19 protein-coding genes are annotated in these 22,560 nt (G+C 46.6%); 6 read left to right on the top strand and 13 right to left on the bottom strand.

Annotated elements, in window-relative coordinates; genetic code table 11:
* Positions 1 to 73: 73 nt before the first annotated feature.
* Together P5G61_RS02570 and P5G61_RS02565 are read right to left on the bottom strand one after the other, a co-directional pair.
* Positions 74 to 1,750 (bottom strand): DNA repair helicase XPB, encoded by a 1,677-nt coding sequence (locus tag P5G61_RS02570; protein ID WP_301244118.1) that lies wholly within the window; start codon positions 1,748 to 1,750, stop codon positions 74 to 76.
* A 200-nt stretch (positions 1,751 to 1,950) separates the two neighbouring features.
* On the bottom strand, positions 1,951 to 3,120 hold the full coding sequence (locus P5G61_RS02565) for a M20 family metallopeptidase (RefSeq protein WP_301244116.1): 1,170 nt from the start codon (positions 3,118 to 3,120) through the stop codon (positions 1,951 to 1,953).
* 212 nt (positions 3,121 to 3,332) lie between these two features.
* On the opposite strand from P5G61_RS02565, the gene P5G61_RS02560 reads away from it, so the two are divergent.
* Together P5G61_RS02560 and ftsW are read left to right on the top strand one after the other, a co-directional pair.
* Entirely contained in the window at positions 3,333 to 3,680 is a 348-nt protein-coding gene (locus P5G61_RS02560) for a YugN family protein (protein ID WP_301244114.1), read from the top strand.
* 13 nt (positions 3,681 to 3,693) lie between these two features.
* Positions 3,694 to 4,980, top strand: a complete 1,287-nt coding sequence (gene ftsW, locus P5G61_RS02555; RefSeq protein WP_301244112.1) for a putative lipid II flippase FtsW — start codon at positions 3,694 to 3,696, stop codon at positions 4,978 to 4,980.
* Positions 4,981 to 5,136: 156 nt separating this feature from the next.
* On the opposite strand, the gene P5G61_RS02550 is transcribed toward ftsW, so the two are convergent.
* Positions 5,137 to 5,499 carry an Asp23/Gls24 family envelope stress response protein gene (locus tag P5G61_RS02550; RefSeq protein WP_024631137.1) on the bottom strand — a complete coding sequence of 121 codons (363 nt, stop codon included), beginning with the start codon at positions 5,497 to 5,499 and terminating at the stop codon, positions 5,137 to 5,139.
* A gap of 185 nt (positions 5,500 to 5,684) precedes the next feature.
* Between P5G61_RS02550 and cax the strand changes: the two genes are divergently transcribed.
* Complete coding sequence (cax, locus tag P5G61_RS02545) at positions 5,685 to 6,755, top strand: calcium/proton exchanger (protein WP_301244110.1); 1,071 nt, start codon at positions 5,685 to 5,687, stop codon at positions 6,753 to 6,755.
* 185 nt (positions 6,756 to 6,940) lie between these two features.
* On the opposite strand, the gene P5G61_RS02540 is transcribed toward cax, so the two are convergent.
* From P5G61_RS02540 to P5G61_RS02520, 5 genes are all read right to left on the bottom strand, one after another.
* On the bottom strand, positions 6,941 to 7,234 hold the full coding sequence (locus P5G61_RS02540; protein ID WP_024631139.1) for an Fpa/YlaN family protein: 294 nt from the start codon (positions 7,232 to 7,234) through the stop codon (positions 6,941 to 6,943).
* 225 nt (positions 7,235 to 7,459) lie between these two features.
* Positions 7,460 to 7,705, bottom strand: a complete 246-nt coding sequence (locus P5G61_RS02535) for an HPr family phosphocarrier protein (RefSeq protein WP_024631140.1) — start codon at positions 7,703 to 7,705, stop codon at positions 7,460 to 7,462.
* 96 nt (positions 7,706 to 7,801) lie between these two features.
* Positions 7,802 to 8,917, bottom strand: coding sequence for an aminopeptidase (locus P5G61_RS02530; protein ID WP_079349554.1), 1,116 nt, complete (start codon positions 8,915 to 8,917; stop codon positions 7,802 to 7,804).
* Between the two features lie 109 nt (positions 8,918 to 9,026).
* Positions 9,027 to 9,893 carry a hypothetical protein gene (locus P5G61_RS02525; RefSeq protein ID WP_301244105.1) on the bottom strand — a complete coding sequence of 289 codons (867 nt, stop codon included), beginning with the start codon at positions 9,891 to 9,893 and terminating at the stop codon, positions 9,027 to 9,029.
* Positions 9,894 to 10,025: 132 nt separating this feature from the next.
* Positions 10,026 to 12,005, bottom strand: coding sequence for a sensor domain-containing diguanylate cyclase (locus tag P5G61_RS02520; protein WP_301244103.1), 1,980 nt, complete (start codon positions 12,003 to 12,005; stop codon positions 10,026 to 10,028).
* Between the two features lie 463 nt (positions 12,006 to 12,468).
* On the opposite strand from P5G61_RS02520, the gene rpsD reads away from it, so the two are divergent.
* Together rpsD and P5G61_RS02510 are read left to right on the top strand one after the other, a co-directional pair.
* Entirely contained in the window at positions 12,469 to 13,068 is a 600-nt protein-coding gene (gene rpsD / locus P5G61_RS02515) for a 30S ribosomal protein S4 (RefSeq protein WP_024631144.1), read from the top strand.
* A gap of 356 nt (positions 13,069 to 13,424) precedes the next feature.
* On the top strand, positions 13,425 to 16,544 hold the full coding sequence (locus tag P5G61_RS02510; protein WP_301244098.1) for a transglycosylase domain-containing protein: 3,120 nt from the start codon (positions 13,425 to 13,427) through the stop codon (positions 16,542 to 16,544).
* Positions 16,545 to 16,723: 179 nt separating this feature from the next.
* On the opposite strand, the gene acsA is transcribed toward P5G61_RS02510, so the two are convergent.
* The gene (acsA, locus tag P5G61_RS02505) at positions 16,724 to 18,448 is read right to left on the bottom strand and encodes an acetate--CoA ligase (RefSeq protein ID WP_301244096.1); all 1,725 of its coding nucleotides are present in this window, start codon (positions 18,446 to 18,448) and stop codon (positions 16,724 to 16,726) included.
* 454 nt (positions 18,449 to 18,902) lie between these two features.
* Here acsA and P5G61_RS02500 point away from each other — a divergent pair, with 454 nt between their 5' ends.
* On the top strand, positions 18,903 to 19,535 hold the full coding sequence (locus tag P5G61_RS02500; protein ID WP_301244094.1) for a GNAT family N-acetyltransferase: 633 nt from the start codon (positions 18,903 to 18,905) through the stop codon (positions 19,533 to 19,535).
* Positions 19,536 to 19,687: 152 nt separating this feature from the next.
* Here P5G61_RS02500 and P5G61_RS02495 read toward each other — a convergent pair whose 3' ends face one another.
* From P5G61_RS02495 to P5G61_RS02480, 4 genes are all read right to left on the bottom strand, one after another.
* Positions 19,688 to 20,383 carry a 5'-methylthioadenosine/adenosylhomocysteine nucleosidase gene (locus P5G61_RS02495; RefSeq protein ID WP_301244092.1) on the bottom strand — a complete coding sequence of 232 codons (696 nt, stop codon included), beginning with the start codon at positions 20,381 to 20,383 and terminating at the stop codon, positions 19,688 to 19,690.
* Positions 20,384 to 20,541: 158 nt separating this feature from the next.
* Entirely contained in the window at positions 20,542 to 21,555 is a 1,014-nt protein-coding gene (gene ccpA, locus P5G61_RS02490) for a catabolite control protein A (protein ID WP_024631149.1), read from the bottom strand.
* Positions 21,556 to 21,647: 92 nt separating this feature from the next.
* Positions 21,648 to 21,995: a bacillithiol system redox-active protein YtxJ gene (ytxJ, locus tag P5G61_RS02485; RefSeq protein ID WP_024631150.1), complete on the bottom strand. Its 348-nt coding sequence runs from the start codon at positions 21,993 to 21,995 to the stop codon at positions 21,648 to 21,650.
* 122 nt (positions 21,996 to 22,117) lie between these two features.
* Positions 22,118 to 22,531, bottom strand: a complete 414-nt coding sequence (locus P5G61_RS02480; RefSeq protein ID WP_052016637.1) for a hypothetical protein — start codon at positions 22,529 to 22,531, stop codon at positions 22,118 to 22,120.
* Positions 22,532 to 22,560: the final 29 nt, after the last annotated feature.

The raw sequence follows: 22,560 nt of genomic DNA, 5'->3' as shown, positions 1-22,560 counted from the left end.
CCAGATTACTTTGTGTATGCATGGCTTATCTTGCCTTTCCCATTATTTTAGTTGGTGATGTGAACAGATCTTTTCATTGCAATTCATGAACGATTTTATACTCATATCCCTGCTCGACCAGAAACATTTGACGCCGTAATGCAAACTCTTGTTCCTTACTATCCTCAGATACAAGGGCATAGAAATATGCTTTATTTTCTCCGGACTTCGGCCTTAGAATCCGACCCAATCGCTGGGCTTCTTCCTGCCTTGAACCGAAACTTCCGGATATTTCAAGTGCAACGGCTGCATCTGGCAGATCTACGGCAAAGTTGGCAACCTTGGACACCACTATCGTTTTGATTTCCCCCCGCCTGAACGCTGCATACCATTTTACCCGTTCTTGCTGGGACATCGTGCCCGAAATGAGGGGTGCTTCAATTTCCCGGGCAATGCTCTCAAGCTGATCCAAATACTGTCCGATGACAAGTGCCGGCACCCCTTTATGATGCTCCAATATCCGTTTGATCACAGCCAATTTAGCCGGATTTTCGGCTGCAAGACGAAACTGATGTTTCACCTCCGCTTCCAAATAGTTAGATCGTAGCTCAGGAGTGAACGGGATGCGTATTTCCTGGCACTGAACATTAGCAATCCAGCCTTGCTGCTCCAATTCTTTCCACGGCATGTCATATAATTTCGGGCCAATAAGTGAGAATACATCCCGTTCACAGCCATCCTCACGCACCAATGTTGCTGTTAATCCCAGTCTTCTTGTTGCCTGAATATCTGCAGTAGCACGGAATACAGGCGCTGGAAGCAGATGGACCTCATCATAAATGATAAGCCCCCACTGGCGTTCACTAAGCAATTTGATATGCGTAAAATCAGCATCTTTGGATTTTCTATGTGTAAGAATCTGATAGGTAGCCACAGTCACAGGTTTAACTTGTTTTTTCTGACCGGAATACTCACCAATTTGTTCACTCGTTATCGTTGTTTTGTCCTGCAATTCCTGAATCCATTGCCGCACGGATGTCGTGTTCGAGGTTAGGATAAGGCATTCACATTGCAGACGTTCCAACACGGCCATCCCAATAACCGTTTTGCCTGCACCGCAGGGAAGAACAAGCAGCCCACTTCCTCCCATGCCCTCGCTACCTTCAAAAGCATCCACAGCATCTCGCTGGTATGGACGCAACCCGAAGCCTTCTACACTTCCCCCTGGAGTATTCGCCCGCCATTCAAACGGAAGGCTTGTTCCTTCTCGATATCCGGCATAATCCAGCACCGGATACCCCAAACGGGTCAATTCACGTTTCAGCAGTCCGCGCTGCTCCCCGCCAAGCACGAGCTCATGGGGGTCGACACGTTCCATCCGAAAAGCCGAGATGGTCTTCATACCACTTAATTCATCCAGCAATCCCTTATCTTCACTCACGAGACGCATTCTCTTGTGATCGGCCTCTGGCTGCAATTTCAACTTTCCATATTGATCAATAATCCGTTGGATATCCTGAATGAGGGCGGCAGGAACATTCCAACGTGACACTGATTCCAGATTTGCAATCACTTGATCAGCACTCCATCCAAGTGCAGCAGCGTTCCACAGCGATAATGCAGTAATACGATAGGTATGGAAAGCCGCAGGTGTCTTTACCAGTTCGGCATACATCCCCAGTTGTGCTCTGGCCTGATCAAATCCAGGATGACCCACTTCAAGCAATACTGTAAAATCGCGCTGGACAATACAGGCGTCCGTTTTTTCCATTCCGCTTCCTCCTTCATTTAAAAAATGATCCATATGTTATCTGATTAACAGGCATCACAAAAAGTTCAGTTCCGGTGTCTTCCGAAATTGAACCTGTTTAGTACAACAGTTCGACCTTACCTTAACCTTTAGGTAGACCCTACAAAAAAAAGCACCCTGCTCATACTTTCGTATGAATAGGATGCCCAACTATACTCAAATCATTCGGCTGTATATCCTTTAGCCATTGCTATAAATAGTTTTACAGCATTCTGCATGGCATCCTCATCAAAGTCAAACTTAGGATGATGATGCGGATAAATTGCATCTTTCTCCGGGTTGCCTGCACCAACAAACATAAAGCAGCCGGGAATCTGCTGCAGATAATAAGCAAAATCTTCCGCGGGCATCATCATGGGTGACTTCTGTACAGAGTCTGCCCCGAATACGTCCACTGCTTCCCTGAAGAAACGGGCCGTTTCCTGCTCATCATTCACGACCGGAGGGTACCCCATGATATAGTTCAACTGCGTCTCTGCTCCGTAGATTGCCCCTGTCTGGGCAACGACCGTATGCACACGTTCTTTCATGATACTGCGTGTCTCTTCGTCGAACGTTCTCACCGTACCCGTCATTTTGCATAATTCGGCGATGACATTCTGCGCGGAACCCGCCTGCATCGTGCCAATGGTTAACACCGCAGGACGCAAGGGATCAACCGAGCGACTGACAACTGTCTGCAATTGCATCACAAGCGCCGATCCCGCTACCAGACTGTCCACTGTAGATTGCGGCATGCCGCCATGACCGCCTTTTCCTTTGATTTCAATATAGAAATCATCTGCCGCTGCCATCATCGGCCCCGGGGTACTCGCAGCCACACCAACAGGTAATGGGGTCCACAAATGAATGCCATAGATGACATCTACCCCTTCCAGTCCACCGTCTGCAATGACCTTGAGCGCCCCGCCTGGGAGCAATTCTTCTGCAGGTTGGAACAAAAAGCGAATCTCACCCTTAATCTCATGTTTATGGCGACTGAAATACAGTGCAGTGCCCAGCAAAATGGAGATGTGCCCATCATGGCCACAGGCATGCATGGCCCCTGCTTGTTGTGACGCGTACTCCACGTCCTTCTCATCCTGGATCGGAAGTGCATCCATATCCGCACGAAGCATTACGACAGGCCCTGGCTTGTCTCCGCGAAGGGTACCAATAACCCCGTGTCCGCCCACGTGTCGTTTCACTTCAACGCCAAAGCTCTCCAGCATACCCGCTACAAAAGAGGATGTCTTCTCCTCATGAAAGGAAACCTCAGGATTCCGATGAAGATGACGACGCCATTCTACCATGTGGATTTGCAAATCATCCCACCATATATTGTTTGTCATGTCTCCCCATCCTTTCGCTCTCTGTACGGGACTTTCATCAAGCCCGAACCTTCCTCTTGAAACCTATTGCTGTATATTGTAGCAGAATTGGAAGAAAACCGATACGAATGACCCCTGGAAAGCTTGCACGGGAAGGGGAAACATACTATCATAAAATAGAGAAAAGAACGAGAATTATACTCTCGGAAGCTTATGAGGAGGATCAGACGCTTATGATTTTTGAGAATACAGGCTTGGATGGCTTGAAGAGCGACTTGGCATACCTGGATGAGAGCGCCGAGAAAGTCGGATTTGTCCGGTGGCAATGGGAATATTATCGTGCTACATATGACTACAAAATTGAAGATGAACAAACCAAATCGGAATACTTTGTACGTATTAATACCCGTGCGATCGATGGCAAACTCGAAAAACCGGATACGGTTCTCGCAGTTGAAGCTGTTTACCTTGGAAAAGCAACCTTTCCGCATGGTCTGGATTATGAGTCTACCGTACCACAGCCAGTCGTGAAGCTGGCGGCCCAAAAATTACAGCAGCTTAAAGAACTGCTGGAAGCATAGGCTGGGCCTAACCATGAAACAACAAACGGCCCAAACGAAAACGAAGAGAGGCACGCCGGATTTTCAACTGCTAATCCTCACTTTATTGTTGGTGGGCTTCGGACTGGTGATGGTGTTCAGCTCCAGTTCCAGCATTGCAATTGCAAGCAAAAGTTTTAACAATGATGCCCTATTCTTCACGAAAAAACAACTTATGTGGGCGGTTATCGGTTTAGTGGGCATGTTTTTTGCCATGAATATCCGATTTAACAAATACAAGAAACTTTATGCACCGTTTTTCCTGTTCACCACGGTATTACTCCTGATTGTTTTGGTTTCAGGCAAGGTGCTGAACGGCGCACGAAGCTGGATTCACATTTTTGGCTTTAGTATTCAGCCAGCCGAGTTTGCCAAAATCGCTATTATTCTGTACCTTGCTGCCCTGATCACCAAAAAAGGGGAACGCTTCAGGGATCTTAAGACAGGGTATTTCCCTGTGCTGGTTATTGTTGGGTTCATCGCCGGACTGATTATGCTGCAACCGGACTTTGGTACGTGCTTCATTCTCGTGGCTACTTGCGGTCTGGTCATTTATGCAGGTGGCGCAAGCATGAAACACATTATGGCTTCCATTCTGCTGGTAGTGTTAGGAGCAGCATTGGCGCTTGGAGCGAATGCCTTGTTTTCTTCCGTGTCTTCTTCAGATATTGCAGATAGCACCATAGCTACGGAAGCTACACAGAACTACAAAATCGGGCGCATTCAAGCATTCCTTGATCCTTTATCCGACAAAACCGGCGGAAGTCTTAACCTTTACCGCTCCCTTGTTGCAATCGGGGATGGAGGCATCACTGGCTCAGGAATCGGACAAGGCACGATGAAGCTGCATTACTTGCCAAATGCTTATAATGACTTCATTTTCTCCGTCATTGGAGAAGAGCTTGGCTTTGTTGGAACAGCCCTGTTCCTGTTGGTCTACCTTTACTTCATTTGGCGAGGCATTATCGTCTCCCTTCGATGTCCCGATCCATTTGGGACACTGGTCGGTATTGGGATTATGGGATTAATTGCAATTCAGGCCTTTATCAACATTGGGGGTGTGACCCAAACCATTCCGGTGACAGGGGTTACCCTTCCGTTTATCAGTTATGGCGGTACCTCACTGTTTGTGATGATGGTGGCAATGGGCATCCTGCTCAGCATCTCTCGTACCAATAACTTGGACGTCATCAAGGAAGAAAAAACAAAGTCGGTGACCGTTCAAACATCACGTACATCTCCTGCACTTCGTTCACGTGAATCCATTCGCCGAATTCGGTAATGAGAAGGAACGGTATACGAATGGTTTTGGAACAAAATGAAGTAAACACAAAAAGACTTCGCATCGATTTCGATGCGAAGTCTTTTTGGTGTTGTCTATCTAGATGAAGAACCAGGTTCAATGTACTGCTGTTCTTCCATCGCGGATTGCTAAGGTTTACAGATCGTCGCCTCTGAAAGATACGCCTTCTACCTTTACATTGACTTCAACAACACGTAATCCCGTCATGGTCTCTACCGCTTCTCTTACATTTTGTTGAAGCATGCGGGAAACTTCATGAATCGGTGTCTCGTACAGGACGATGATGCGCAGATCAATGGCTGCTTCCAGCTGGCCGACCTCCACGCCTACGCCTTTCTGTACGTTTTTACCGCTCAGGCGCTTGGCCCAGCCCTCTGACAATCCTCCAGACATTGCGGCAATTCCGGGTGTCTCCATCGCAGCCATTCCGGCAATTTTCGCCACTACGTCATCGGCAATCCGGATGTTTCCGCCCTCTAGTTGAAGTTGTTCTGCCATGCCACATCCTCCTTCACTTCGTTACTCGTATTTTAAATCCTTTCCACCCCAAAAAGCAAATTAAACTCAAAAAGATGCGTTTACAACCTACCACGATTTGGTTATATTGAAATATGAAAATATTCTCATAAACCGTTCTATGATGTCGTTTAAAACAAAATAATTAGATAACCGAGGTGTTAGTTGTGAGAAACCGGATTTCATCCATTTTGCTGATTGCTTTTTTTGCGCTCAGCGCCGTCGCCCACTACATGAAATGGGATTCGATTCTGCAATTCGTCATTTCAGCTATTTCGGTTATTTTTGTGGCCGGTTTTTTAGGAAAAGCCACCGAAAATGTAGCCCATTATGCCGGACAGCGGTTAGGCGGATTTTTGAATGCAACATTCGGGAATGCCGCCGAATTGATTATCGCCATTTTTCTCGTCAAAGAGGGACTGTTTGACATGGTTAAGGCCAGTTTAACAGGCTCGATTATTGGTAACCTGCTGCTGGTGCTTGGTTTAAGTATTTTTGCGGGAGGACTCAAGTTCAAAATTCAGAATTACAATGTATCACTTGCCGGTTTGAACGGCTCTCTCATGATTGTAGCCATCATTGCCCTGTTTATTCCAGCCGTATTCCTGAATACCCATTCCATCACACAGAAGGATACAAATACACTCAGTCTCATTGTCGCAGGTTTGCTGATCCTTGCCTACATAGCATGGTTAGTGTTCTCCATGGTCACACACAAGAACTATCTCGCAGATGTCACTGTGGATGAAGATGAAGAATTACCGCATGAACATGCACCCGAGTGGTCCAAGAAAAAATCAATTCTCTATCTCGTTCTTGCCACTGTCATGGTTGCCTTCGTCAGTGAATGGCTTGTTGGCACACTTGAGGTGTTTACTGAACAATTTGGACTCAGCGAACTGTTCGTCGGTGCGTTCCTCGTTGCCATTATCGGTAACGCCGCAGAGCATAGTGCAGCCATCATGCTTGCCATGAAAAACAAAATTGGCGCCGCTGTAGAGATCGCGGTCGGCAGCAGTTTGCAAATCGCACTCTTTGTTGCTCCTGTACTCGTTTTTGTCAGCTACTTCACAGGCAGAACGATGGACATTGTGTTTACAACGATTGAGCTGGTAGCCATTGGCGTAGCCGTATTTATAGCCAAATCCATCACCCAGGACGGTTCAACGAACTGGTACGAAGGTCTGCTCCTGATGGTTGTGTATATTATTTTGGGTGTATCGTTCTTCCTGGTATAACCTACTTCACTCGTACGATTTGGTAGACCATTTAGCGCAAGAAGCAGCCTGGAAATCGCATTTTCCAGGTTGTTTTTTCATTTATCCCTCTGCCTCTATCCCACCAACCTATCTACCGATTCAACCGCACAAAAAAAGCATGCAAATACCTGCATGCCTTCTATTCTGACCCGCGCTATTGCAGGCTATTGCTCATTCTTCTTGTTCAAAGCTTCATATAGAATTGCCAGATTCCGCTCAAGCGCGCTTACCAGCTGCTTACCAGCACCTTCTGGAAGAAGCCCTGCACGAACAGCAAAATCGACTTCCTTGGAGAACCCATACATCTGTGTATCCAATACTTCCTCATAGAGAGGGCAGTAGCGGGTAGCCAGATTCTCCATCTGTACTTCAATAAGCTTCTGTATTTTATCTGCATCTTCTTGAAGAAGACTGATCGCTTTCAAGTGCAACTGGTCCTGCAGATCAGATGAAGTCATGCATTTTTCCCCCCTATGTCCCAAAAATCGCGTAAAGACGTTCTACCTCTAATATTAGACGAAATCAGGAGCTAATACAAGAACCTGACCAAAATAACCATACATTCTGAAGAGCTTTATTCCTGCATAATCCCCCTATTTTACAGAGGTCTTGCCGAACACCTGAATGATCTCATGCCAAAAAAGCACCTCTGCCATAATAGGCAGAGATGCTTCTTAGTGCCATTACTCGGATGCGATACTCACATTCAGTCCATGCTTGGCAAATACTTCTGACATGGCTGCTTTGGCTTCGGCTGCATCCGGGCCATGAACGTGCAGTTCATAGCTGTGCGTGCTGATCAGCGTTGTAAACAGCCCGAGAATACTTTTTACATCGATATACTTGTTCTCTGAATGAAGTACGATTGAAGAAGTAAATTTGCTCGCTGTTTGAGCAATTTCAACTACCGCTGCGTTATTACTCGACATAGGAATCCCTCCGTCTTTTCACTTTTGGTATCATCTATTAATTACCACTACATGATACCGTGAATCCGCTTTCCTAGCAACAGCAAAATACTGTTCCTACTTCAGGTTATCCGGATTAAGGCATTCCAGCTCAGGAATAACGAAAATACCGTCTTTACGGATCAGTACATCATCAAAATAAATCTCGCCACCACCGTAGTCTGGACGCTGGATCAGCACCAGATCCCAGTGAATGGATGAGCGGTTCCCGTTATCTGTTTCTTCATAAGCCTGTCCTGGCGTAAAGTGCAGGCTGCCTGCGATTTTTTCATCAAACAGGATGTCCTTCATCGGATGCAGGATATGTGGATTGAATCCAATCGCGAATTCACCGATATGACGGGCACCATCATCTGAATTCAGAATTTCATTCAGACGTTCTGTGTCATTGCTCGTTGCTTCAACAATTTTACCGTCTTTGAAGGTGAATTTGATATTCTCAAAAGTAACTCCGTTATACAGCGTTGGCGCGTTATAACTAATTGTTCCGTTCACGGAATTACGTACAGGGGCACTGTACACTTCGCCATCCGGAATATTTTTTTGACCAGAACATTTCTCTGCACCGATATCTTTAATGGAGAAGCTCAGGTCTGTTCCCGGTCCAGTGATACGCACTTTGTCTGTGCGTTTCATCAGGTTAGCCAGTGAATCCTGCGCTTTATCCATTTTGGCATAATCCAGGTTGCATACGTCAAAGTAGAAATCTTCAAACGCTTCTGTGCTTGTATTCGCCAACTGTGCCATACTTGCATTCGGGTAACGAAGCACAACCCATTTCGTATGTTTTACCCGTTGCTCGCTATGTACCGGATGGGAATAAAGTGAATTGTACATTTTCATTTTTTCTTCCGGTACATCGGACAGATCATTCACGTTCTCCCCTGCACGAATACCAATGTAACAATCCATTTGTTTCATCCGGTTCAGATCGATCTCTGCCCAGGTTTTCATCATCTCTTCTGTCGCATTTTTGAACATCGCACGCTGTACTGTCTTGTCAGTCAGCTGTACAAAGACGTTACCGCCCTTTTTGCCTACTTCTTCAATAATTGCATTAATCAGATCACGTTCTGTACCAATCATCTCTACCAGCACATTCTCGCCGGGTTGTACATCTACAGAATAGCCCACCAGATTGGCTGCGAGCTTCTGAATTCTTGGGTCCTTCATCTTGTAAACTCCTCCTGTCATCTGCCATTCCTGAATTGAACAACGGTAAATTACGATACTATTGTAGCACGCAACAACCATCCCGTCAGCAGGCAGTCCCGCAATTCATTTACTCATAGGACCTAAAGTTTACATCTGTGACAAGAGCTTCTTTATTCTTTTTGCTGTTCATATCCTTATAGCTCACCTGGCTTTCAGAGGACAGACGCAAGGGCAAGCTGGTTTTCCGATCCACGGTTAGATGATACACCGTATGTACCTCGGCCTGTTTCATCATCTCTTGCATCGATGTTTCCCCTTGCTCCCACACGTTGCTCAGATCCTTCTCAAGCTCCTCCTGACTGCCTCCCTTAACTGTAGCTGCCTTGTGCATATACTCTGCCCGGATTGCGTTCATCTCGTCGTTAAGCTGCGCGAGCGCCCAGGTTTTGGCATCTTTCGGTTCGAGTTCAATCCGCAGTATTTTTGTTCGATGGCCTGAACCGTACTCGGACTTTATCGTTTTGTTCAACCGATCGATACTTTCCATTTGAGCAATGGGATTAAAGCGGGACAGCGAGCCGCGAAGAGGCTCATGCTCGGCAGTTAAAGCCATCCATTGTCCTTGTTTTCGTACAAAAGAAGCGCTAAATCCGCTTGGTTGACCGCTATTGTTAACAGCCTTGGCATTCACTCCTTTCACTCCCGTTCCGGCAGCAGTCACAGCTCCAGGCAGTCTCGTTTGCAAGGTCAAGCGGTCATGATCCTCCAGCTTGCCTTCAAATTTGAACTGATTTTCGAACAACCCGCTGCTTTCACGTCGCAGTCCCGCTTCTCCGTCAAAACTCAGCTTTTCTTTGCCTGCTATCCCTGATAAAGCCAGTGAGAATAATTCCTCGGGACTTCGATCACGCTCTAACAATCCACAACCAGGAGCACATAACACAACAATACTTAGAATCAACAATAGCCCACGTATAGACCGACGCTTCAACATGTTTTATTCCACCCTTCCGTCAACTTTTCTCCATAGCCTGCCCCTCCCTTATTTGCTTATACTTCCTTCCTTTGGCATCGCCATTTCAAAAAAATAAAGAGAGGACGACTCCGCAATCGGAATAGTCCTCTCTTAACGTGTAACTTCCTGTTCTTCCATGACGATCCGGTTTCGACCGCCATGCTTCGCATCGTACAGAGCCATATCAGACCGGTAAAATAACGATTCCACACTGACTTTCTCATCCATCCAGTTCCATTCCGCAATACCACTGGATACGGTCACCGCAGGCCTTGTCTCTTCAGCAACCCTCGTGCGAATGGTCTCGGCATATTCCAGTGCCTGACGAGCACCAATCTGGGGCATATAGATGGCCAACTCTTCCCCGCCCCATCGGGCGCAGATGTCCTCAGGTCTGACAGAACTCGTTACAATGTCGCTCACCTGCTTCAATACCTGATCACCTGTTTGGTGCCCAAATGTGTCATTCACCTGCTTGAACTGGTCAATGTCCACGACCACCAGCGCCCCACAGAAATCATGGGCCTGACGTTCATGGATCACACTATCCAGGTAATGCCTTACATACAGCCCTGTCAGCATATCCAGGTTTGCCAAGCGTCGTACCTCGGCATGAAGTGTTGCATTGGAAAGTGCAAGTCCTATATGAATGGACAGCATCTGCAACAGACGATAATTATCGTACGAAAAATACTGTGTTTTGGGATGTCCCAGCAGAATGGCACCCTTCACTTCACCATTCACCCGAACGGGCGTGGCTATTAGTGACATTGAACCGGTAATATCCATGAAGACGGATGACACTTTATCATAATCCGCATAATTGGATAGAATGAGCGGTTCTTCTGTCTCATACAGCACCCCTGCAATTCCGTAGTCTATTGGAAATGATTTGCGACATAGCTCATTTACATTGGATGACATCACTTCAAAATGACTCGTAGTGTCATCCAGTTGAAGGATACAGCAGGATTCAGCCTGAAAGATGTCCTTCAACTCCTGCTCTGAGAATTGATAGATCTCCATCAGCTGCAGGCTCTTATTCAAACGTTGTGTCAGATCATTGATTAGACGAAGTTCCTGGATTAACATATTCGATTGCTCGTGAAGCTTGGCATTTTCAAAGGCAGTTCCGGCTGTATCCGCCATCATCGTAATGAGTTGCAGATCGGAATCTCCCATTAACTCCTCATTCATCTCAATGTGAAATACACCATAGATCCCTTGCTTGCCTTTTAGAGGAAGGCCAACCTCCAGTATGCGATCATCACCTTCACGTGCCCGAACAACAATGAGCTTGCCCTCCATGAACGATTGTACACAGATGTCTTCTCCACGTTCATGAACAAGCAGCGGCTTGATGCGAGGGTTAAGGCTGCTCTGATCCTGAGACATATACAGTGTCATGCCCGTTGTTGGATATAAGTAGTCAATGCTGTCAAACACTTCATCCAAAATGGCGTCCACATCCATCTTGTCATGCATCCGTTGAACGATTTGGAACAGAATCGACCTTCGGTGTTCTTCACGGGCAGTTTGTTCATGAGCATGTAACATGTCCGTCATAAATATGTATTCAAATCTTCGGTAAAAGCAGGTACGATAATGCAATCCCTCCGATCGAACAACAGCTTCAGACGTGTCATCTCGATTTTGCTCGTAGGTTACAGCAGTGAAGACAGCAAACATATCCCTGTTTGTCCTGGAGAAAAGAGGCTCAGCCATTAGATGATATTCTCCGTTTTCAGTGGTTCCACGTAACGACTGTGCCTGTCCCGATTCAAGACATTGCATTACAGTCGAATGTACGTCCAGCGGAGGAGCCCCTTCATTCCCTTGCCCCATACAGATCCCTTCTGTATTCCATACGTTGTATATTATCGATGATCTGTCTGAGTGTGGCCGTCGTTGGGTATACCAGTCGGTATACGCTTGCTGCAGCAGGCTTCCCAGATATGAAAAATCAAAAGGTGTGATATCCATTTTTTGCATCCAGAATACATGCGCTTCGTGAGGAGCGGCAGAAGATGCGGAATCGCCCGAACTTCGCGAATTCAAGCTGGCGGGTTTACTTCTTAGATGTTCTAACATGTCAGGCGCTCCTTTGCACCGTTTTTGCATCCACTCGGATGCATTAATCTGCAGACGTTATCGCAAACCTGCAAATTCTGTGCGATAACCTTAATGTACAAGATCATTTAAAGTTAAGATACAATCTATTTTACTCTCTTTAAAGGTTTTTTGCATCCATATTTCAGAAAATTGTCCCATTATTTTGGGCCTAATGACCTATCGACAAATTTAGACGTTTTTTTGCTTTTATCACATGCTTGACTTTGGTTCTAGTAAACTGTAAAATAAATTGTTGATGAAGACTACTAATGGGTCTTTAAATTTGGGCATTACCGGTTGTGTCACCCTCATTCTTTTTGTTGCTTTCAGGACAGCGGCTGAACTTTCCTGATCGTTTTATGCGAGGCATAGCCCGCATCAACAAATTGGAGCGCAAACAGAGCCCTATATGAACTTTAACTAAAAAGGAGCTACTTTAAACATGGCACGTTACACTGGTCCTAAATTTAAATTGAGCCGTCGCCTCGGCATTTCCCTGAGCGGAACAGGCAAAGAATTGAAACGTCCTTTCCCTCCAGGTCAGCACGGAGCTAACCAACGGAGAAAAATCAGCAACTACGGTATGCAATTGCAAGAAAAACAAAAACTGCGTCACATGTACGGTTTGGGCGAGAAGCAATTCCGCACTCTCTTTGCTAAAGCGCAAAAAATGCAAGGTATCGCGGGTGAAAACTTCATGTTCTTGCTTGAGAGCCGCCTGGATAACCTCGTATACCGCCTTGGATTCGCTAACTCCCGCGCTGGTTCGCGTCAGTTGGTATCCCACGGTCACGTAACTGTAAACGGCAAAAAAGTTGACATCGCTTCTTACCAAGTAAGCACTGGCGACGTTATCAGCCTGCGTGAAAGAAGCCGCGGTCTTTCTTCCGTTAAGGAAGCTATTGAAAACCGTTCGCATCTTCCGGCATACGTAGAATTCAACGATACTGCTCTGGAAGGTAAATTTATTCGTTTGCCTGAGCGCTCGGAATTGTCCCAAGATATCGACGAAAAACAAATCGTCGAGTTCTACAACCGTTAATCGTTGGAATTTCATTAAGCTCTACTCCAAACAGCTGTCGAGATTTTCTCGGCAGCTGTTTTTTATTACAAAAGAAACAACAGGGAAAGAACAAGGAGGTCGTACCTGCACTAATGCATGGATGCGGCCTCCTTCGTATGGTTAGCCATCTATTTTCATCTACACTTGCATGCTCAATACTTCCACGTTTTACTGAAATTCTCCACGACTTCTCATGATATGTAATTCAATTCCGTATGATATATATCATAATCCAAGAAAGAATGGCAATTTTCGACCATTGCTTGTATTTCTCAGGCATGCAAACCAGCCTTTTTATGCTATAATAAGTGCTGTTAAAAGGAGGAAGACACTGAATGGTTGATGTTAATAAGAATAAGCCCGATGAACAGCCTGCACGCAAGCGCAGCTTTGCCCGCAGACTGGGTAGTTTCGTCAAATGGATGGTTGTCCTGGGATTCATGGGGGTACTATTTGTAGGCGGTGCTCTGATGGGATACGTCAGTTCCATTGTGAAAGACGAACCCGTCCGTTCAAGGGCGCTGATTGAACAAAAAGTCAGCGAAAACTCCATCACAGGCTTTGCTTACTTTGCCGACGGCAGCCCGATCGGTCAATTACGAACAGAAGAAGACAGGCGTCCGGTCACGTTTGACCAGATTCCGCAAAAGGTTATTGATGCAGTCATTTCGATTGAAGACAATCATTTTTACGAACATAAAGGTGTAGACATGAGCGGAACGCTCCGAGCCGTGAAACAGAAAGTGCTGAAAGAATCTGTTCAAACGGGCGGAAGCACACTGACTCAACAATTGGCCCGACGTGTATTCCTCAATCTGGATCGAACCGAGGACCGAAAAGTGAAAGAAATATTACTCTCGCTCCGACTCGAACGTTTCCTGACCAAAGACGAAATTATGACAGCGTATCTGAACAAGGTTCCTTTTGGTAACGGCTCCAGTGGATATAATGTATATGGAGTCAAGGCAGCTGCCAAAGGACTGTTCAATATCAATGATTTGAGCAAATTAAACACAGCTCAGGCTGCTTATCTTGCAGGTTTGCCTCAGCTCCCCTCCTCTTACTCTGCCTTTAATGGAAAAGGCGATTTTGTTGAGGATAATTTTGAGCGTGCAATCAATCGTCAGCATCTGGTCTTGCGCCGTATGCTGGAACTGGGCAAAATCGATCAATCCGAGTATGACGAAGCTCTTGCTTTTGACATCAAGAGTTCACTCGCACCCAAAACCATCAAAGCTTACAATACTTATCCATACCTTATGATGGAAACGGAACGACAAGCTGCACAGATTCTAATGCAACTCAATTCGGATAAAGCTGAAGGCACGGATGCCAAAGCGGATACTGCCAAGAATACGGATACCGATACACCGCAAAAAGAAAGCAGTGCCTTGCTGGAAGAAGCCCAGCAGCAATTGCGTACTGGCGGATATCGTATCTACACGACCATCAACAAGAGTATCTACAAAACCATGCGTACCATTGCTGAAGATGACAGTAGTTTCTCTGCTGACGATCCCGTGAAGGGAAAAGAACAGACGGCTGCCATGTTGATTAATCACAAAACAGGCGCTATTCTCGGCATGATTGAAGGCCGTGATTTCCAGGATGAGCAGATGAACTATGCAACCCAGATGGTGCGTCAGCCAGGTTCAACCATGAAACCTATTGCCGCTTATCTGCCTGCACTGGATGAAGGACTTGTTCAACCAGCTTCCATTATTGATGATTCACCGATTATTCTGAAGGACGGTCCGAATGGATTCCATATTCCGAAAAATGCCAACAATCGCTACCAAGGACTTGTGACTGCCCGCAGAGCACTCAACTACTCGCTGAATGTGCCTGCATTGAAGCTGTTCAACGAAGAAGTTGGCATCGACAAATCATGGGCTTTTGCCAAGAAGCTGGGGATTACCACCATCCAGCCGATTGATTACCAAGCTCAGACTGGTGTTCTTGGAGGACTTCAGTACGGTGTTACCGTCGAGGAGCTTACCAATGCCTATGGAGCCATTGCCAACAATGGTGTATACAATGATTCCTATATGATCAGCAAAATTGTAGACTCCAATGGCAATATCGTATATAAACACGATGCAGAACCTGTTCAGGCCTTCTCAGAACAGACGGCATACCTGATGACAGATATGCTTCGCACCGTTATTACGGAAGGTACAGCGGATAAAGTTCGTGAAAATTACAAGTACTCCAAGAGTGTGCCAATCGTAGGCAAAACGGGTTCAACCCAAAACTATGCGGATGTCTGGTTTGAAGGCTATACGCCGGATGTCACACTAGGTGTATGGGTGGGATACAAACAGCCGGTAAACACGCTGGAAACAAGATCACAGAAGAAACGTGCCCAGCAGCTGTGGACCCAAATTATGAATCAAGTCATTGCTACAGATAAAGAGATGTTTGTAACCGATTCGTTCAAGAAACCATCCGGAATCGAGACACGAACCGTATCGGCTTATAGCGGCAAATTGCCAACATCTCTGACGGACAGATTTGTCACTGATATTTTCAATAGCAAATTTGTGCCGAAGGATAGCGATGATGGCGTCGCAAAAGCCAAATATATCACTTACAATGGTGTCAACTACATTCCGCGTGATGAAACGCCTGGAGACATGACGAAGGAGAAAACGGTCGTCAAGCGCAAAAAACCGATCTCTGATCTCATCAAGGAACTTCAAAGTGCATTCTCACGCATGAGTCGTCATGAATCATTGTCTTATTACCTGCCGGAAGATGCTGATGCAGACATGCCGACACAGATCGATCCAAGAACAGATAACGGCAAGGCACCGGATGCACCAGGCAATGTAAGAATTTCCGTTGCTAACGGGAACGCCGTCATTACGTTTAATGCCACACCGGAAAGTGACGTGGTTGGTTATCGCCTGTATCGCTCAGTAAATGGTGCCGGATTCCAAAATCAGGGCCAGGTTGTCCTGACAGGTGAGTCCAGATCATTCAGCGCTTATGCACAAGGTGGGGACTTTGCATTCTACGTTACAGCAGTGGATGTCGCTGGCCGAGAGTCCGCTCCTAGTGCAGCAGTTAGCAGTGCAGGAGTGGCACAGCCTCCTCCAGATGAAGAAATAAATGAACCGATTAATGTTCCGGGAACGGTCGTTACACCGGAAGATTCCCAGAATGAGAACGCCGCAACTACGGCTCCGGCTACACCGGGCCAAGTGAGCGTGTCGGCGCTCTCCCAAGGACTTCGCATTCAGTGGGCCTCCAATCCGGAATCGGATGGCGTTCAAAGTTATGCTGTATATTTTAGTGAAACGGGGGCAGCCCCATACACCAAAATTGGCACAACTTCAGGTACCTCCATGGACTACGGAGTGCCTGCATCCACCAGTGGATGGTTCAAGGTATCCGCCAGCAACAGTATAGGCGAATCTGAAGCGTCCGGGGCCGTGCTTTTCCAACCGTAAATACTGAGTTATCAAGATTCCACTTTTAACCCCATTCTCGTATGTTGAGGATGGGGTTTTTGTTTTGCATTGAAGCATTGATATCCAAAAGCAAAAGCCTGATCCGCAATGAAACACGGATCAGGCTTTGCATTGGAATCATGGGGCAGGCAGACACGCTGCATCCATTGGTTTACTCTTTAATCTTCAATGGTCGATAGGTCGCCTGTTGGCAGATCCAGCTCCCAGGCTTTCAACACACGGCGCATAATCTTGCCGGAGCGGGTCTTGGGCAGTTTATCCTTGAATTCAATCTCACGTGGAGCGGCGTGGGCAGACAAGCCTTCTTTTACAAATCGATAGATCTCTTCCTTCAGCTCCGGTGTCGGCTCATAGCCCTCACGCAGTGCCACAAAGGCCTTGATGATCTCTCCACGAGTTACATCCGGTTTGCCGATAACACCTGCTTCTGCTACCGCAGGATGCTCTACAAGCTTGCTCTCCACCTCAAAGGGGCCAATTCGTTCCCCTGAAGAATTAATGACATCATCAATCCGGCCCTGGAACCAGAAATAGCCATCTTCGTCCATATACGCAGAATCTCCGGATACATACCAGCCAGAAAGCCGGAAATACTCCTCGTACTTAGCCGGGTTATTCCAGATCTTCGCCATCATGGACGGCCAGGATGTACGAATCGCCAGGTTTCCCATACTGTATGGTGGCAATTCCTGTCCTTGATCATCAATAATGGCTGCATCAATTCCTGGTAATGGACGACCCATGGAACCTGGTTTGATCGGCATGCCCGGATAATTACAAATCAACTGTCCACCCGTCTCCGTCATCCACCAGGTATCGTGAATTCGCTGACCATAGGCTTTCCAGCCCCAACGAACGACCTCCGGATTAAGAGGTTCACCGACGGACATGACGTGACGAAGACTGCTCAGATCATGCTGGGCAATGGTCTCTTCGCCCGCACCCATCAGCATCCGGAAAGCAGTCGGCGCACTGTACCATACGGTGACTTTATTTTTCTCAATGGTGCTGTACCAGTCTCCTGGACTAAATCGTCCCCCACGAATAACGTTGGTCACGCCATTCAACCAGGGTGCAAAGATCCCGTAGGATGTACCTGTGACCCACCCCGGATCAGCTGTGCACCAGTACACGTCATCCTCCCGCAAATCCAGCACAACCTTGCCGGTATAATAATGCTGAATCATCGCATTCTGCACATGATATACACCTTTGGGTTTACCAGTAGAACCGGATGTATAGTGTATTAGCAGACCATCTTCACGAGTCAACCATTTCACTTCCATATCGTCCGAAGCAGCAGACATCTCTGCATCAAAGTCGATGAGTCCTTCTTCCGTCTGCGCACCGCCACCCACAACAAAGATATGCTTGAGTTCCGGCAATTCGGAACGTTTAATTCGTCCCAGCAATTGAGGGGTCGTCACCAGTGCCACAGCTCCGCTATCCTCCAGCCGATCCTTCACCGCAGTTTCCATAAAGGCTTCAAATAGCGGACCTGCAATAGCTCCAACCTTCAATATGCCTAACAGACTGAAATAGAGCTCAGGACTGCGAGGCATAAAAATAAATACCCGATCTCCCTTGGCTATGCCATATTTGCGCAGTACATTACCGAAGCGACTCGACTGCTCGCTCAAGTCGGCAAACGTATACGCCTCTTCACGAGAAGCATCACTGTATAACAGTGCCGTTCTCCCGCCTCTTCCTTCCAGCACATGACGATCTATCGCTTCATGCGCCATGTTGACTTTCCCGCTGGCGTGCCACGTAAAGTGCCTTTCAACCGATTCCCAATCAAACCGGCTTCGGGCCTCCGTATAATCGCCCAGATTAGATTCAGACACAACCGTTTGCAGCATCTCACCATGTGCTTGACTCATGCTTGCCAGCCTCCTTCAACTCGACATTTCGATTCCCATTATGGGTCACTTCTGATTGCCTTTGTGTTGACTGAACTTCCAGTTAGCGCTTACATTAGTAGAGAGAACTTTTCATCATGTACTTGCCAGGTCAAACCGATGAACCCAAACTGCAGTTGAATTGTGAACATTTTTTGTCTACGCAATTATAGCAAATCTTTTCAATCATCGTCTATGGCTTTTCAAATTTTTGGTTTTTTGCTATAAATATGTGTTCAAAAAAATCGGTTTTCAGTACCAAGAAGATGGGATGAAGCTAGAAAGGGAGTAGCGGAGCGTAGGGAAACTACGTGAGCAACGGACATTTCGGCTGAATTCCATATTCGATGCTGATGATGCCATTAGGCATCCTTCGTAATCAAAAGCGGGCTTTTTGAACAACCTCTACAAGTAGGGGAAGAGAGGAGCATGAACCATGGAGCATATTAAGGAGCATCATGTGCGTTCCATCTTCAAGTCCGGCCACCGAATCACTATTGAAGGACCCGTTCAGGCCGAGACGATCGAGCAGCTTGGATTTCATACAGATCTGGATGCCTTCAGGCGCCCTTCGGAACAACAGGAGGCATTAGCTGAAATTGCCGCATTGCCCGAAGGTCGAATCATCATTGCACGGGAAAATGAGACCATTGTCGGTTATGTGACTTTCCATTATGCAGATGATTGCGAGCGTTGGTCCGAAGGCAATATGACCGATCTAATTGAGCTGGGCGCCATTGAGGTTGCCGATTCCTATCGTTCTCTCGGGATTGGACGTGAAATGCTGCTCACCGCGTTTGAAAACGGACAGATGGAGAAATATATCATATTCACAACAGAATACTACTGGCATTGGGATTTGAAAGGCAGCGGCCTTTCCGTATGGGATTACCGCAAGATGATGGAAAAATTGATGCAAACCGTAGACATGACCTGGTACGCCACCGATGATCCCGAGATCTGTTCACATCCAGCCAACTGCCTCATGGTCCGTATTGGCAGTCAGGTTCCCCTGGAGTCGGAAGAACAGTTCGACCGCGTGCGATTCCGCCATCGTTTTATGTACTGATCATGAATCCACATGGATGATTTTGAAATAGGTATACATAGTAAAACCGCCCCTTCGTGAACAGTTTCATCATGGATGATCTGCTACGAAGAAGCGGTTTTTTGTTGCCCTCTTAACCCTCTGTCATACTCAAAACTTGCATATCTCAGGGTCTACATATGTTCCAGCATATGTTCCACAATTCGGTGGGAACGCTGGGACGACGCCACCGTAAACTCGGCAAAGTTTACATGCGCTGATCCATCGGCTTTGTCAGACATCGCACGAAGTACAACGAACGGAACACGGTTCATGAAGCTCACTTGCGCTACAGCAGCTCCCTCCATCTCCGCACAGGCCCCATCCATTTCGGTATACAGCATTTTCACGGTATCCTTGCTTGCAATGAATTGATCTCCTGACAGCACTTTGCCGATCATATAGTTCGCTCCCTGCGCTTTGCAGGCTTCTTCAGCTAATGCGATAAGAGATGCTTCCGCCGGGAAGGCAGACGTCTCCTGGTAAGGAATAACCCCACGCTCGAATCCAAGTGGGGTCACATCCATATCATGCTGTACACATACCGACGAGATGACCATATCCCCAATGTTTAATTCCGGATTAACTGCGCCCGCGACACCTGTGAAAATAATACGATTAACCTGAAAACGATCAATTAAAATCTGTGTCGTCACAGCGGCATTTACTTTACCTACGCCTGATTTGCAGACCACAATCTGCTTACCCAACCATTCGCCTGCAACATAGGTAATACCGGTTTGTTTTACAGTCTCTAATTGCTTCATATCAGCCAAGAGAAGTTCTACTTCCTCATCCATTGCACCAATGATGCCGATCGTTTCACGCATGTTCTGACCTCCTGTATACGTTCTGCATGTTGAACTTAATCTTGACCCAACCAAGTGTGATTTTCCGTTTACGTTCAGAGCCCATTCAGCACAAAAGCTCCGTTTCCGGAGCTTCCGTCATTCCACTATGTAGAGAGAATGTCTTCTCCCTTTCTTATTTAAACTACGTCTGCGTGGCTTACAGACAGACGGAGAATCGTTTCATGCGGCAAAATAACCCGTGGGTTCTCCACATTTTCCTTCTTCATCAGCTTGGTCAGCAAACGCATTGCTACAGCGCCCAGGTCATACATCGGTTGAGCTACAGTAGTCAGCTGAGGACGGACCATGGAAGCCATACGGATGTTATCCACACTGATGATGGAGAAGTCATCCGGTACTTTCAGACCTTCATCCTGAATGCTGTGAATAGCACCGATCGCCATCTCATCTGTTGCAGCGAAGATTGCCGATGGTTTTTTCTTCAATCCGAGGAAATACTTCATCGCTTCCACACCAGACTCATAACGATAGTTACCAATGCGTACGAGATCTTCCTGATATTCCATACCTGCTGCTTCAAGTGCTTTCTTGTAGCCTTGGAAACGAGCATAACCGTTGGCAGGATCCTGCAATGTACCACTGATCATTGCGATTTCCTTGTGTCCGTGACGGATCAACGTGTTTACAGCGTCAAATGCCGCAGCTTCATGATCGATATCTACAGAAGGGTACGTGCCCTTCTCGTCACTTGTTGCACAGAGAACGATCGGCACAGCCGCTGACTGGAACGCCTGAATATGCTCGTCCGTTACCGTTCCACCCATGAAGAGCAGACCGTCCACCTGTTTCTCCAGCAGTGTGTTAATTACACGAATTTCTTTTTCTTTCTTCTTGTCCGCGTTACACAAAATAATGTTGTAGTGATACATATTCGCGATATCTTCAATCCCGCGGGCAATCTCTGCAAAGGTTGAGTTCGAAATGTCCGGAATAACGACCCCGACCGTGGTTGTCTTCTTGCTCGCCAAACCTCTGGCTACCGCATTCGGACGATATCCCAACCGATCGATGGCTTCATATACTTTTTTGCGCGTCTGTGGCTTAACATTAGGGTTATTATTAACAACCCGTGATACCGTTGCCATAGAGACACCGGCTTCACGTGCCACATCATAAATGGTTACCGTCACAGTACTTCTCTCCATTACCAGTAAATTTTCATACCATTTTCATTAAGATTTATATTACGACAAATTTATGCATTAATCAATTAAAATAGGCTTTAGGACTCACGCAGTGCTTTCGTGATTGTGGTTGACGTAATATCCGAGTGGGAAGTATGCCATACAGGAATTCCCTTTTTGACTAGAATCGCCTGTGGAGATTCGTGCTTAACACCCAGCTTGTCTGCTGCTTCGTTGGATACAGGGCGATCTTCCACTACATAGATGATACCGTATTTCACTTGTTCATTTGGACTATTTTGCAAATAATCGTTCATCTCCTGATAGGCGTTCGCGCTGATCGGGCAGCGTGTACTGTGCTTAAACAGAAGCAAAGGTTGATCCTCGGTAGCCTCCACTGCGGAGTTTAGCTGTTCAATACTTGTCATTTTAGTCATGTCAGCCATTTGATATACATCCCCCTTTACCAGGAATACCGCTATGTTGAGCGTTTTCACTCTACGATATCTTAACAAAAAGCGGCCGAAAAAGCCAATTTTCATGAAAACAAGCATTTTGCACGTCAAAATTAGACAGCATTCGAGAAATGCGCCTGCCATACAAATCCGGATAATTGACCCAATCTGCGCTGTGTTGTTTCGATCCATTCCTCATCATTAGACTTTTGGGCGTACCCCATAATGTCCAGCAGCAGATTAATTCGCTCTTCAACAGCACATTGCATCCGATGCTCCATCTCTCGATCCGTAGCGTCAGGCCAGGCCAGCAGCTGCTCATGAAAAAGGTCTGCAAGTTCATTTCGCTCTCCAAACGATACATCCTGTTTGGCAGGTTGTTCCCCAAGTGTACTGATGCACTCTTTCAAATCCGGCTTGACCGGCTGAAGCACTTCATAGGAAACGCAGTCTGTACAAGCAAATACAGGTACGTTACGGATCTCCACCTTTTTGGCGTATACCACCGTTCTTAATTCAAGTTCCATTACATGTCCGCATCTGCACGTCTTACGCA

The sequence above is a fragment of the Paenibacillus vandeheii genome, assembly GCF_030433635.1.
Classification (GTDB): domain Bacteria; phylum Bacillota; class Bacilli; order Paenibacillales; family Paenibacillaceae; genus Paenibacillus; species Paenibacillus vandeheii.
This window is presented reverse-complemented; position numbering and strand designations above follow the sequence as displayed.

Bases quoted from the DNA above. Each gene is read 5' to 3' on its own strand.
- P5G61_RS02560 (WP_301244114.1), top strand. From the start codon at position 3,333: ATGATTTTTGAGAATACAGGCTTGGATGGCTTGAAGAGCGACTTGGCA.
- P5G61_RS02500 (WP_301244094.1), top strand. From the start codon at position 18,903: ATGGAGCATATTAAGGAGCATCATGTGCGTTCCATCTTCAAGTCCGGC.
- P5G61_RS02495 (WP_301244092.1), bottom strand. From the start codon at position 20,383: ATGCGTGAAACGATCGGCATCATTGGTGCAATGGATGAGGAAGTAGAA.
- P5G61_RS02530 (WP_079349554.1), bottom strand. From the start codon at position 8,917: ATGAAGGACCCAAGAATTCAGAAGCTCGCAGCCAATCTGGTGGGCTAT.
- P5G61_RS02535 (WP_024631140.1), bottom strand. From the start codon at position 7,705: ATGTCGAGTAATAACGCAGCGGTAGTTGAAATTGCTCAAACAGCGAGC.
- P5G61_RS02540 (WP_024631139.1), bottom strand. From the start codon at position 7,234: ATGACTTCATCTGATCTGCAGGACCAGTTGCACTTGAAAGCGATCAGT.
- acsA (WP_301244096.1), bottom strand. From the start codon at position 18,448: ATGAGTCAAGCACATGGTGAGATGCTGCAAACGGTTGTGTCTGAATCT.
- P5G61_RS02510 (WP_301244098.1), top strand. From the start codon at position 13,425: ATGGTTGATGTTAATAAGAATAAGCCCGATGAACAGCCTGCACGCAAG.
- P5G61_RS02570 (WP_301244118.1), bottom strand. From the start codon at position 1,750: ATGGAAAAAACGGACGCCTGTATTGTCCAGCGCGATTTTACAGTATTG.
- P5G61_RS02525 (WP_301244105.1), bottom strand. From the start codon at position 9,893: ATGTTGAAGCGTCGGTCTATACGTGGGCTATTGTTGATTCTAAGTATT.
- P5G61_RS02480 (WP_052016637.1), bottom strand. From the start codon at position 22,531: ATGGAACTTGAATTAAGAACGGTGGTATACGCCAAAAAGGTGGAGATC.
- ftsW (WP_301244112.1), top strand. From the start codon at position 3,694: ATGAAACAACAAACGGCCCAAACGAAAACGAAGAGAGGCACGCCGGAT.
- rpsD (WP_024631144.1), top strand. From the start codon at position 12,469: ATGGCACGTTACACTGGTCCTAAATTTAAATTGAGCCGTCGCCTCGGC.
- P5G61_RS02520 (WP_301244103.1), bottom strand. From the start codon at position 12,005: ATGTTAGAACATCTAAGAAGTAAACCCGCCAGCTTGAATTCGCGAAGT.
- P5G61_RS02550 (WP_024631137.1), bottom strand. From the start codon at position 5,499: ATGGCAGAACAACTTCAACTAGAGGGCGGAAACATCCGGATTGCCGAT.
- P5G61_RS02565 (WP_301244116.1), bottom strand. From the start codon at position 3,120: ATGACAAACAATATATGGTGGGATGATTTGCAAATCCACATGGTAGAA.
- ytxJ (WP_024631150.1), bottom strand. From the start codon at position 21,995: ATGGCTGACATGACTAAAATGACAAGTATTGAACAGCTAAACTCCGCA.